The sequence below is a fragment of the Nostoc sp. genome (assembly GCF_036917535.1).
In the GTDB taxonomy this organism is placed as follows: domain Bacteria; phylum Cyanobacteriota; class Cyanobacteriia; order Cyanobacteriales; family Nostocaceae; genus Nostoc.
In genome coordinates this window covers 57216-70325 of record NZ_JBALDA010000063.1, presented here as the reverse complement: position 1 = coordinate 70325, position 13110 = coordinate 57216, and the positions used below count along the sequence as shown (strand labels likewise).

The 13110-nt window shown below is 39.7% G+C and carries 7 protein-coding genes and 1 pseudogene; 2 read left to right on the top strand and 6 right to left on the bottom strand.

Features of this window, described 5'->3' with window-relative positions; all coding sequences use genetic code 11:
* The first annotated feature begins 31 nt into the window (after positions 1–31).
* A pseudogene (locus V7K56_RS20630) lies at positions 32–1097 on the top strand (YheT family hydrolase).
* Positions 1098–1219: 122 nt separating this feature from the next.
* Here V7K56_RS20630 and V7K56_RS20625 read toward each other — a convergent pair.
* Together V7K56_RS20625 and V7K56_RS20620 are read right to left on the bottom strand one after the other, a co-directional pair.
* A complete protein-coding gene (locus V7K56_RS20625; protein WP_334913077.1) occupies positions 1220–1387 on the bottom strand; it encodes a hypothetical protein in 168 nt (55 codons plus the stop codon).
* Positions 1388–1430: 43 nt separating this feature from the next.
* Positions 1431–1748 carry a hypothetical protein gene (locus tag V7K56_RS20620; protein ID WP_334913075.1) on the bottom strand — a complete coding sequence of 106 codons (318 nt, stop codon included), beginning with the start codon at positions 1746–1748 and terminating at the stop codon, positions 1431–1433.
* A gap of 691 nt (positions 1749–2439) precedes the next feature.
* On the opposite strand from V7K56_RS20620, the gene hetI reads away from it, so the two are divergent.
* Positions 2440–3147 (top strand): 4'-phosphopantetheinyl transferase HetI, encoded by a 708-nt coding sequence (hetI, locus tag V7K56_RS20615; protein ID WP_334913073.1) that lies wholly within the window; start codon positions 2440–2442, stop codon positions 3145–3147.
* A gap of 79 nt (positions 3148–3226) precedes the next feature.
* Here hetI and V7K56_RS20610 read toward each other — a convergent pair whose 3' ends face one another.
* The 4 genes from V7K56_RS20610 to V7K56_RS20595 all read right to left on the bottom strand — a co-directional run bounded on the left by V7K56_RS20610 (position 3227) and on the right by V7K56_RS20595 (position 13048).
* Complete coding sequence (locus V7K56_RS20610; protein WP_334913071.1) at positions 3227–4030, bottom strand: SDR family NAD(P)-dependent oxidoreductase; 804 nt, start codon at positions 4028–4030, stop codon at positions 3227–3229.
* An 842-nt stretch (positions 4031–4872) separates the two neighbouring features.
* Entirely contained in the window at positions 4873–6387 is a 1515-nt protein-coding gene (locus tag V7K56_RS20605; protein ID WP_334913069.1) for a thioester reductase domain-containing protein, read from the bottom strand.
* Positions 6388–6389: 2 nt separating this feature from the next.
* Positions 6390–8066 (bottom strand): PfaD family polyunsaturated fatty acid/polyketide biosynthesis protein, encoded by a 1677-nt coding sequence (locus V7K56_RS20600; RefSeq protein ID WP_334913067.1) that lies wholly within the window; start codon positions 8064–8066, stop codon positions 6390–6392.
* A gap of 230 nt (positions 8067–8296) precedes the next feature.
* Positions 8297–13048 carry a PfaB family protein gene (locus tag V7K56_RS20595; protein WP_334913065.1) on the bottom strand — a complete coding sequence of 1584 codons (4752 nt, stop codon included), beginning with the start codon at positions 13046–13048 and terminating at the stop codon, positions 8297–8299.
* Positions 13049–13110 lie beyond the last annotated feature (62 nt).

Below are 13110 nucleotides of genomic sequence, written 5' to 3'. Positions count from 1 at the left end.
AAGACTCAATTACACGAAATCTTATAGTCTTATGATGTGTTATACTACCCCATACAATCCGTCTTTGTTTTTACAAAACGGTGTGAGAATGACTGTATACACAGCTTTGTGGGGAAAACGTTACTGGGAAAATAGCACTAAACACCCAGAACCGTATTATCACAAAAAAATCTTTATTGGTGGCCAAGGTGTGCCAATTTTTGGCTTGGTTGCCATCCCGGAAAATGCTCATAGCACGATTATCGGGACTTATGGCATTACTGGATAATTAAAAATAGAATGGTTTTTGAGGGTGCTAGGACGTAAAGCCTACGCTCAAGGTTACGCTATGGTGTTATTTGATTGGCGGGCCCACGGCAAAACTGCCAAGTTATCCCCGACTCTGACTTCTGATGGTTTGTATGAAGGGGAAGATTTTGTTCGCATCGCCGCCGCTGCTAAGGCAATGGGATGTCCGGGGAAATTTTGGTTTACAGGGTATTCTTTAGGAGGGCAATTGGCGCTATGGGCGGTGAAGGTGGCTGGTGAGGTGATTAAGGGAGCCTGGAGATTTAGGGCTAGAAGATAGCGATATTGGCGGTGGTATGGTGATTTGTCCAAGTTTGGATTCAAAGCGATCGCTATCTTATCTGGTTACAAAGCCCTTCGGCAGATATTTGGAAGCAGAGATTGCCCAAAATTTAAAAAAACTAGCATGGCGAATCCATGATGCCCACCCTGGAAGCCTTGACCCAGAAGCGATTGAACGGGCGAACAGCATTTGGGGTTTTGATAATGAACTGGTAATTAAGCAACTAGGTTTTCCTTCTGTGGAAGCATATTATCAAGCTAGTAGTGCTTTACAAGTATTGCCACAAATCTCGAAACCGACTTTGATTCTATATGCTGCTGATGATCCACTTTTTGACCCAGCCATTATACCGGAATTAGAAGAAGCCTGCGATCGCAATCCTGCAATAGATTTGTTCCTCACTCAATACGGTGGTCATGTTAGCTATTTGAGTAGTAAACAGTGCCAACTACAATTACAAGATCCTGATCCTTGGTGGGCGTGGAATCGGATTTTACAATGGTTGGAGATAAAGCGAACAGGGTAGTAGGATACTTGGCGGATAAAGTCGTATTGTTTGGAAGTCCACAAAAGTGAATAGATTAGCTTGTTTTAATTACTTGTCCTAAATAAACTATTGCAATAGAGAGGACAGCATTGACTGAGAAGCTACCACAATATTATTGGTATACCAGCAATAACAGAAGCAATACCTGTCCAGAGAGTAAAGCGCTCAACATCTAGCTCATCCAAAGCAACGCTCATTTGCTTAATTGCTAATAGCAGCGCTGTCAGTAGTAGCACAAAGAAGGCAAGGTACTCCAAATTAGTAATCATTCATTCTCACTATGTTTTGCAAAAAAGTAATTCTAATAGGTTTTTAACAAGCTTTGGCAAAGTTTTTTTGTTCCAAATTTAACAATTTGCCAGAAAAATGATTTACCAGTGAAGAAATATCTACTTCAGGTAGCCAAATCATTGTTTCATAACCAACCCGGTCCATTTCTGGCTCTGGCCCCATAGGCATCTCCACCAAATATTCCCAGCTACCTGACTCAAATCGGTAGTTTTTGATGACGCCTTCCCCACCCATAAAACTTACTCTCTGACCTTTACAAAACTTAGATCCTGGCAAAACACTTGCAGACATTCCTCGTAATTCCTTGGAGTAAAACTGTATAGCTAATGTTGTAGCCAAAAGAAAATTTCCTATTATCTGTCAAGGGTTTTAATACATTCTCCTTCAGAGGATTTAACCTTAAGTTAAAAATCGTACATCTAAAGTAAGAAAAATCGCACGTATATGTAGAGTAAAAATCAGCATGTTAGATAGGAAAAGCGCTCACAGCTACCTGTAGTTATGTTTACAGTTTGACTTAACATTTAACAACTCCTCTGGTAGATTCATTTTAGGAAAAACAAGTGCAGCTACTTTGCTAAGTAGTTAAGCTAATATTTAAAATGCCATCCATCAAATTAAAAAGCATTACTCTAATTTGATGCAGTTACCCTGCTTATTCAATAAAAGTAATTGTTGTAAAGCTTATAAAATCCTTTTTGTTTTCCAAAGCTGTTAATTAGAACAGTGTGGAAAAATCAAACTATGTTAAGAAAAATTAAATAGGCTAAAACCCTTCTGCCTCCTACCTCTTGCCTCATCCCAACTATAAATATTCACGCCGACCTACTTACCCCGTGTTGAAGCTGAAAAGTGATAAGCCTGATGGCATGGCTATGCTTACCGCGTTGGTCTGGCACATAGTATAGTAGCGCTAAAGCGTCAAACCAGATCCACCCATAATAATTGTTGTGAACAAACTACTAGAGTATAAAACCTTATCCAATACAAAAAGAAGAAAACCCAAATAAAATCTGAATTACAAATTATTATGAATTTCTGGCTACCTGCACCGACAGATTTAACTTTGCTACCAGATGAAATTCATGTCTGGCGCATAGACCTTGACCAACCAGAACTACAGTTGCAAAATTTAGCAGTAACTCTTTCCAATGACGAAACAGCTCGTGCTGAACGGTTTTATTTTCAGGAACATCGACAGCGTTTCATTGCTGGTCGTGGTATTTTGCGAACTATATTAGGTCGCTATTTGAGTATTCAGCCGTCACAAGTGCAGTTTAATTATCAACAGCGTGGCAAACCATTATTGGCAGATACATTTGCCGATAGTGGACTGGCGTTTAACTTATCTCATTCCCAAGGGTTGGGTTTGTGTGCGGTGAATTGTATATGCCAAATTGGTGTAGACCTGGAATATATTCGCCCGATGTCTGATTTAGAAGCTCTTGCCAAACGGTTCTTTTTACCGAGAGAATATGAAATGTTGCGATCGCTATCTCTCAACCAACAGCAAGAAGTATTTTTCCGTTACTGGACTTGTAAGGAAGCTTATTTAAAGGCAACTGGAGACGGACTATCCCAGTTAGAGCAAGTTGAAGTGTCGCTGACTGTTACAGAACCAGCCAAGTTACAGATAACTGAAGACTGGAGTCTTTTTGAACTAGTACCTGCTAGCAATTATGTTGCTGCTGTTGCAGTAGAGAACTTTGGTTGGGATTTAAAATGTTGGCAGTATTAATCCTAGTCATTTGTCATTTGTCATTAGTTTTTCTTCCCCAATGCCCCATGCCCCATGCCCAATTCCCAATGCCCCATATTTACTTATCTTCCTGCATATTTCGGACAATTTTTGTCACCAGCTTTCTGGGTACAAATCTGACACTTTTTGCAAGTAGTTTATTCATAAAACCAGGAATGACAATAATTTGGCCCTTCATTAAGGCGCGAAAACCAATTTCGGCTACTGTTTGTGCATCCATCATCTTTTTGCCCTTGAGCAACTTAGAGTCAGCCATTCCGGTTCTTTCATGAAAGGCAGATGCGGTTGAGCCTGGGCAAAGAACTGTCACAGTGACACCTGTACCTTCTAATTCATTAGCGATCGCTTCTGAAAAAGATAAGATATAAGCTTTAGTTGCAAAATAAACTGCCATCAAAGGCCCTGGTTGAAAAGCAGCGGCAGAGGCAACGTTTAATATTTTACCTTTACCTTGCTTTACCATGCCCTTCACGAATAGCTTGGTTAAATGGGTGAGACACACCAAATTTACCTGTAGCATTTCCAGTTCAGTAGCTAGGTCAGTTTCGTGAAATAATCCATAAATCCCAAATCCGGCATTATTTACCAGCACATCAACATTTATATCGGCTTTTTGCAACTCTGCAAAAATTTCTTCAGGAGCCGTTGATATAGATAGATCCTTAACAATAGATTTGACAAAAATTCCAAATTCTTCTTGGAATTTCACAGCAATTTCTACTAGCTTTGGTCCATTTCTGTCTACTAAGACCAGATTATAATCATGAGCAGCAAAAATACACGCTAGTTGGTAGCCAATTCCAGCAGCCGACCCAGTAATAAGAGCAGTTTGTCTACTCTGTCCTTGATGTGTTTTGTTCATGTAAGAATGTTAGTGGATTCAATTTGATGAGGCTGCATTGCATTTACAGTCGTTCTTGTTCTACAATTAAGTGCGCGTAATATTTGAACTGACAAGAAGTATATTAAGTTATTCCCCTTGCAAATACTTGTGTGATGCCTTAGAGGTTGTTTTAAAAGTGTTTGACTGTGATTTTAGGCACTTTTAAATTCTCTTAATCCACGCTAGTCGCTCTACTTGGGGAGACCCCCAACACCGCGCTGGTTTCCCTTTTTAAGGAGAATTTAGAGGCATTTAGAACTTTTGATGCCGACAAGTGGACTTTTAAAACATCTTTTTAGAAGGATGTACTAGTCCAAACACAAATTTAGGACTTATGCATCGAATAAGTTAGGCATTAAAGAAGTTCGGTTATTTCAAACTACTAGCGTCTGGCTTTTGATTACTCACAAAAGCCAGTAGGTAAAATCAAACCTTCATGCCTGACACTAACCATTCTATCCTCAATTGCTTCTGTCAAGAGTTGAATACAAAAAATTTATATTATTGGGCATAAAAAAACAAGGCAATTATATTGCCGCTGTTAGTCTATAAGTTGTTGCTAGCATCTGAAATATTGGCTATTCAGTAGTACTGAGTTTAAAAAAAATGGACTAAATAAAATTATTTTGTAGTAGAGTCAGTGTGTTGTGAAGGTTCCCGACACTCGATAGCGCAGCGTTAGCAATGTAGGAACGTCTGACTCAATAACGCTACGCTATTTCTTGTCGCAACTGGCGTTGTGTTATAGCTTCTGTAACGCACCGAAAAGATCTAAGACAGTGCATTAATTTTCTAACACATTCTACGCAATTTTTGAGTTTTTAAGCGATATTTAAGAAGCCACTTTGAATCAAGTAGACTGTGTAAGTCATAAACAATTGAGAGTCAATTGGAGAACAAGCAATAGAACTACCTGCTAGTGCATGAAGAGTATCTTGGCAGCTAATATGAGGTCTTCTAGCTTGCAAGTACAAATCAGGAATAGTCAGTTGCTCATCAGACCAGCGCTCTAGTAAAAATGGTCGCAAAGTATACAAAGGATTGTCTACAGAAGACACATTATTGATTAACTCTGATTGCCATTTTTCGTAGGGAATCATCTCAACTGAATAACCAAAAGAGCGTATCCAATCAACTAGTATTTTCAAAGAGACAGGTTGAGGATGTTGTAAATTGAAAGCTTTACCTATAGATTCTTTTTGTTGTGATAGATAAACAACGGCTTTACTTACATAGTCCACAGGTGACATATCCAACATATAATCTACATCGGGAAAACTTCCCATTTGTAGACAGCCCTTGACCATCAGATTTATAAAGTCATGTGTGTTACAAATGCCTGTTTTGCTATCACCCGAAATCAGTGGTGGTCTGTGGATAGTTACAGGAAGTCCACGGTCACGAGCAATTTTTACTAACTTTTCAGCTACCCATTTAGTTTGTGAGTAGCCAAGATAAATACCTTCCCAATGATTGAATTCATCCTGTTCTTTGACAACCTTACCAGCATAAGCAGTGGATTCAAAAACAGCCACACTAGAAACGTAATGTACAGGCTTGACTTTAATTTGACAAGCCAATCTCAAAACTTCCTGTGTTCCTAAAACATTGGCTGCTTTCAGTGCTGAATATGGAAAAACATAATTCAACAAAGCACCACTATGATAAATAATATCAATCTTGCTAGCTAAAACTTGAAACTGTTCCGAACCAACACCTAACAATGGCAAAGATAAATCACCGATAATTGGAATAATTCGGGAGTTAAATTCTTCCTGCCAAATTGCATACTGTTGCAGATTATTTTGGAGCTTGCTTTTGCCTTCTTCGGCATTAGCAGCACGCACTAAGCAATAAATATCTGCATTGGTTTCTTGTAGTAATTCCCGGATGATAAAAGCTCCTAAAAAGCCTGTTCCTCCAGTTAAAAAGATATTCTTGGGTTCACCCACAGCCACATTAGATGCAGCACCAGGATGGATCGTGGGGTCAAGAACAGCCTCAGCACCTAAATCTAGAACAGAGGGTGCAGTGTTGGCATTAGAGGTTGTCACTCCTGTATCTTGAATCGGTGAATCTTCTTGCACTTCTTCAGCTAAACGCTGTGAAAGAGCTTTAATATTTGGGTAATGCCACAGAAGCAAAGGAGAGGGTTGAAATCCAAGTAACTTTTCTAAGTTACTTACTAGAATCATTGCTTGGGCTGAATCCAAGCCATAGTTTTCTAAATGTTCTTTGACATCTATTTCATCAGTTGCAACTTCTAGCAACTTAGCTAAGTTAGATACCAAAAATATTTCAATATCGTCTGCTGTGAAAGACTGTTTTATAGTCATTTTTAAATCTCCAACAATGATGTAGAACGAACAGGGTGATATTGACTGTAATAATCAGAAGTTTGCAGTCCTTGAATTTTCAAATTTTGGACACGATACAAAAAGGCTGCACCAGTCATAATTTGATTAGCTACATCAACTACACCACGATTATTCGGTTCAGACAGATAAGAACCGCGTACCCAGTCATTGAAACCGCCCATTGCCGGGCCACACCAAATTTGATAATCGACTTCTCTACCTTTTTCACCAGAACTAGACCAGCGAGAAGATAATCCTAGATACCAACGGAAAATCAACGCCATTTTCAGTTTAGGATTATTAACTGCTTTACCCAGTTTTTCAGGATTCTTTTGGGACAAATAAGCCGCAGTTCCTTCCCATACTTCAGCAATAGTTTTGCGAAAAACTTGTTTTTCTAATTTTTCTCTTTCTGCTAAAGGAATCTCTTCAATGGAATCATAAGCACGATAGAGTTCAAATAATTTCTGCGCTCGCATGGGGAACATTGTACCCCGTTTGAGAACTTGCAATTTAACTCCCATTTCAAACATATCTGCTGCTGGGGCCATAATCATATCAGCCATTTCTGCTTGAGCTAATAACTTTTTGGTATGTTCACAAGCCCCAGATTCAACGCATGACTGATTGATTGAGCCGGTCATTACATAAGCAGCACCCATCATAAAAGCCGCTAATGCTGATTGAGGTGTACCAATTCCACCTGCAACACCGATTCTAATGGGTGTTTGGTAATGATATTGTGCTTGAATTTCATCCCGCAAAGCAATAATAGAAGGTAACAAACAAACCAAGGGGCGGTTATCTGTATGACCTCCAGAATCAGCTTCGACGGTAATATCATCAGCCATTGGAACTTTAGCTGCAAGAGTTGCTTGTAACTCAGTAATTAATCCTTGTTGCAAAAGTTCTTTGAGTATTCTGGCTGGTGCTGGTTGTAAGAATTTAGTCGCAACTTCTCGACGAGAAATTTTGGCAATGATTTTATTTTTGATTTCAATTTGATTGGTGTTATTCAACCCCAATCCAGCAACACGGTAATAAACAATGTTGGGGGTCAAGTCGAGAAATGCAGATGCTTCTACTGTTCTCACTTGATATTTGAGGTATAAATCCACAGCCCGACGTTCAATCGCAGGTTCATTTGGACTGTGAATTAAATTAAATGCATAAGGCCCTTGAGGTAAAGCTTCTTGAATGCGATTTATGGCTACTTCCAAACGTTCTGGAATTAAACCACCTGCACCAAAGGAACTCAAAATTTGTTCTTTCCCAAGTGCAATGACCATTTCTTCGGAAGCTATTCCGCCAGCCATTGCGCCGGTAACGTAGGCATATTTCACTCCATGAAAAGAGAGAAAATTAGGATCTCCAAATTGTTGAATGCGGATTGGGGCTGCAAATGTTAGCAGTTCTACTTGTGCTGTTGTGCCATTATCACCAGAGGATAAATAACCCTCATTAGTGACACCGATTTTTCCGGCAACTTTCACGATGTAGCAAGGTTTATTTAACACCATCAATTTATCTTTGATGGTTTGTTTTTCAAAAGATACAGTTTCTAAAGAACCTTTCCAAACCTGGTTTTTATTATAAGACCAGGAAGAGAAAGTAAGGCCATTATCATGTTTATTTAGTACCGTCTCTACGGTTGTCACGGCAGTTATCCCTCGGATTACAAACAATGGATGATAAAGTTGAAGGGTGCAGACTCTGTTAACGAACCGCAGAGGCGCAGAGGGTACAGAGTAAGAGAGTAATACCAATTCTCTAAAAGATGCACGTAATAATTATTAAACGAACTGCAAAGGACGCATAAATACGAAATGGCTTCCCGCAGGGTAGGGCGTAAAGGAAGACAAAGTTGAAAGAGAATTGGTATGAGATATTAAGATTCGTCGTTAAGCAAGTTTTGGGCGCAAGCTAGTTGCAATTGAATTATTTCGCTCATTTGCTGACTGTAATCTTGTCTAGCTTGTAAGAAGGCAGTGTGTGCTTTAGTTATCTTTGAATTATTAGCATTGAGCTTTTGATACTGAGTCTTATTTAAATCGAACATGCTGATAATGCTACTAGTTTTTTGAGTGATGACAGGTGGTGAATGAAGAAGATTTTTCTGCCCAATTGCACTTGACTCAGAAGATTGTAATTGTTCTCTCGGTTCAAAACCGTTATCAATGATATTTTTCGGTTTGACTTTTTCTAGCTGAGGCAAGATGTTAGGGGAATAACTTTCTTGTTCGGTGATTTGGTTGGAAGTGTTAAGAGAACCTGTGATTTTAGATTGTTGGACATCAGGTATATTTAGATGCTGTATTTTGAAACGTTCGCTTCTAAGATCCCCAGCGAAATCTTCAACAAGTTTACGATTCTCTTCGCTCAAAATTGTAGCTGCGATCGCTTTCCCACCCAAGGTAACTGTTCTCAATGTTGCTTTATTAGAATTAGCAGTTTCTTGGACTTTGCTATACAGTGGTGATAAATCTAAGTTCACCTGATGACTGAGTAGTTTTGCTAATGCTTTGACCATCGAAACATGGTCATCCATGCCTCTACGATTCAGAGAAACTGTGATATGTTCTTTGCTACCGAGAATTTTATCAATCCATCGCGAACAGACACTACCAGCACCCGCTTCTAAAAATATACGGACTCCATCACCGTAGACACGATTCACTAATCGCGGAAAATCAAGTTCTTGACACAATCCTTTAGCAATGTTGTGAGCAATGGCTTCACTTTCTACTGCAATTGGTTGATAATCTGCGGCAGAATAAAACACAATACCAGGAAGATTTTGCGATGGTAAAGTGTTTACCTTCTTGATTTCCTCGTACTGCGATCGCATCGCTTCACAATGTATCACATGGTCGAAGGGAGCGGGGAAAGCGTTACAACCTAAAGTTTGAATGACTCGTTTACAGGCGGCATCCTCACCAGCAATTAATACTTCTTCTGGTGTGTTGATTTGAGTTAAGTAGACGTGATTTTCATGTTTCAGGCATTCTCTAACTTGCGATGGAGTAGCCATGAGAACATAGGTATTCCAAAAATTGTTGTTTGGTGAATCTGTTAATCCCCAATATTCACGCACAGCATTTTTTGGGCCAGATAACTTATCACCAAAGAGAGGAGATGAGTTTAAATTATTACTTCCACCAGAAAAATTGCTCCAAACTCCTTGGGCAGACATCATGCTAGTTTCGCCGAGGCTATAGCCGAAAACACATTGTGGTTTGACTTGGAAATCATCTCGAATAATTGTAGTAATCAGTCGAGAATAAGCGATTTCTGTTTCAAACATTGCTAGGGAATCATCTAGGAATTCTTTTTCGAGAGTTTCTAGTTGTCTGGTGGAGAATTTATGCAAGCTTCGGGGATAAAGTCGCTGATGAATTTCGATAGCACGATTAGCAAGACTATTGAATATCGTGTCATCGTAGACTTTTGGGAATAAGCGGAAGAGATTCTGACCGATACCCACATAAGAATTGACAGCTGCCGGATAAACGTAAGCTAATGCTCCAGTTTTACCCAATGGTTTAGCTGTGAAATAGCTTCCTATTGGTGTTTGCCAATCTGTGCCGTTCTCAAAGGCATTATTTACACCTTTGCGAGCAGATTCAATTTCTTTGAATAGTTCTTTTTTGTTACGTCCTGTAATTGATAAGACGTATTTTGCATCAGAATGTCCTTCAAAATTGGCAAATGTTTGGCTGGCGGTAGCTGATAAAGAGGAACTTTCTTCGATGGTTTGTTGAAGATTGTTCAGTAAATCTGGTATGTTGGAGCGATCACTAACTGTGATCGGGAACAGATGATAAGGTATTTGCTGCAAATACCTGTTGTCTCGTTCTTGTTGGCTGGGTTCTTCCGATAAAATTAAATGGGCATAACTTCCATCTATACCCATGCTATTAATTGCTGCTATTCTGCGTGTAGCGCCTTGATCGATAAACCAAGGTCTTGATTCCATTGCCACATAGAAAGGGCTACCTGACCATACTTGCGGTGTTTTGACACCAGACCATTTGGGTGTGGCGGGAATATACCTGTAATAAAGACAGAGAGCAGTTTTAATTAGGCTAGCGATTCCCGATGCTGTATAGGTGTGACCGATATTAGCTTTGACGCTGCCCAATGCACAATGTAAACCATTTCCCACCTTCGGATAAGCTTGCAGTAAACCTGTGATTTCGGCTTCATCCTCCTCGGGAATGCCACTACCGAAGACTTCCACATAGTTAACATCTGTGGGTTGAATGTCTGCCATCTTGAAGGCTTGGTTGCAAACATTACTGATGATTGAAGCATCAGGCTTTACCAGACCATTACTCACAGTAGAATTATCTTGAGCGAGACTCACTGCATCAATGACTGCATAGATGCGTTCATTATCTTGTTTAGCGGTTTCGTAACGCTTGAGGACGACTGCACCTGCACCTTCCCCAACCGTCCAGCCATTGGCTTGTTGGTCAAAACTCAACGTATTGACACCCGTGTTAATTGGTGCAAATTGGTTGCGGAACAAGACATTTTCCACACCACCTGCCAAATCTACTGCACCCACAACCACTGCATCTACTTCTCCAGTAGCGAGTAGCATTTGGGCAACTTCCAACGCCTTGAGGGCAGAATTTTCGCCAGCCGTCATGGTGAATGCAGGACCAGTGAAATCCCACAAAGCAGAAATTCGACTTGCCATGATGTTGGCAATGTGACTGACATATTCGCCGATTTCTACTGGGTGGTGAATGCTGTCTTTGACAATGGTTTCTAGTTGCGCCAATTGTTCAGTAGGCAAAGAAATTTCTTGGTTGAGTAAGCCGTCCTTAACCTGCCAAGATAGATTCCATCTTTGCTGTAGCTGATGCACAGAAAACTCTGTCTCAGCGGCAATAATAACTGCTACATTGCTACCCTCCTGTAGTTTTGCATCTTTGGCGGCGCGATCGCTAACCTTCAGGAGTAATAATTGTTGTTGGTTTAATTTTTCTATTTCATTCGGTGGAATTTTAGACGATAAAGTATCGATTTCAAAATCTTTGATGTATGCCCCTACTGGTGCTTTTCCATCTGCTAAACCGTACTCTTTCAGGATACTTTCTTGATTTTCTATACCATGCCATCTTTGAGGCGGTAGAGAAGTAAAATGCTGTGTTCCATCATAAATACTGCGTTCAAAAGCATCTAAACCATTACAGTTACCAAAAAAGGCATCCATGCCGACAATGGCAATTTTGCTAGGTGGAACAGGTGGAATTGATTCAACTGATTCTGTTGTAGTTCTTTGTTCTAAAATCAGATGAGAATTAGTGCCGCCAAAACCAAAAGCGCTAATAGCTGCTCGTTTTGTTGATGGGTTATTATTCGGCCATGTCGTAGTTGTTCTAACAATTTTTTCAGCGGAAATTGTATTATTTTCCGAAGAGAAAGGTTCAGTAACATTAATAGTTGGTGGAATTACACCATGAGACATACTCAAAATCACTTTAGCCAAGCCAACCATACCAGCAGCAGTTAGCAAGTGACCAGTATTTGCCTTGGCAGAACCTACCAAAGGCGCAGCTTGATTTTCACCAAAGAAGGTTTCTATAGAGTTGACTTCAGTTGTATCTCCTAGTAATGTGCCAGTAGCATGACACTCTAAATAATCGATATTTTTTGGACTAAGATTTGCTTCATTATAGGCTCGCTCAAAAGCTAAAATTTGTCCTTTAGGATTCGGGCTAAGTAGATGCTTGCCTTTGCCATCATTTGAAAGTCCATTACCGCAGATGGTAGCGAGAATATGATCGCCATCTCTGATGGCATGAGAATATCTTTTCAGCATCACCATCCCAACACCATCGGCGGGAATTAATCCTCTAGAGGATTTATCTAAAGGACGACTGATATCGTTTTCTGGATAACCTTGAACACCAGAAAATAACATCCGCACAAATAGTGAATCTGCACTACTGATGGCTCCAGCTAACATGGCATCAGCTTTACCAGACCATAGATAATGAGATGCTAATTTAATCGCATAAAATGATGACGAACAAGCAGCATCTAGACAGAAATTAATCTCAGATAAAGATAGGGCTTGAGCAATGATAGATGCTGGTAAGCCAGATATCATCGCATTGTACAAAGACGTTTTATTGACAGTTGGTAGAGTAGCTAAATCAAAGTCTTCATACTGCAAAAGTTCTCTGACAGCAGGGGTAAGAACTTTTTGGTAAATGGGAGAGAATAATTGATTAGATAGTTTTGTCGGTAATGACAAATTACCTAAAATGATGCCACATTTTGAGAGAATAGTTTGATTACCCCAATAACCACTCTGCACAATTGCTTGTTTAGCAGCATACAATGACCATTTGAAGGTGTTATCTAAACTAGCAACAAATTCTGATGGCAAATTGTATTCATTAGGGTCAAACTGAAAGTTACGGATGTATCCGCCTTTGAGTGAATAGGTTTTGTCTGGTGTACCTTTAACTGGATTGTGAAAGATTGTCGGATTCACTCCGATTTCTTCGAGTGTTGCAGAGGATATCGAATCTTTTTGAGTAACAAGATTTTGCCAAAATTCTTCCGGGTTTTTAGCATCGGGGAATAGACATGATAATCCGATGATAGCTATTTTTTCCACTATTTATATCCTTAAGGTTGGGTATTAGGCAAGAGATATTTAAAAGGCAGGATTTACGCTGT

What these genes read in the sequence shown, in the direction of transcription:
- V7K56_RS20625 (WP_334913077.1), bottom strand. Translation starts at nt 1,387, where the DNA reads ATGATTACTAATTTGGAGTACCTTGCCTTCTTTGTGCTACTACTGACA.
- hetI (WP_334913073.1), top strand. Translation starts at nt 2,440, where the DNA reads ATGAATTTCTGGCTACCTGCACCGACAGATTTAACTTTGCTACCAGAT.
- V7K56_RS20610 (WP_334913071.1), bottom strand. Translation starts at nt 4,030, where the DNA reads ATGAACAAAACACATCAAGGACAGAGTAGACAAACTGCTCTTATTACT.
- V7K56_RS20605 (WP_334913069.1), bottom strand. Translation starts at nt 6,387, where the DNA reads ATGACTATAAAACAGTCTTTCACAGCAGACGATATTGAAATATTTTTG.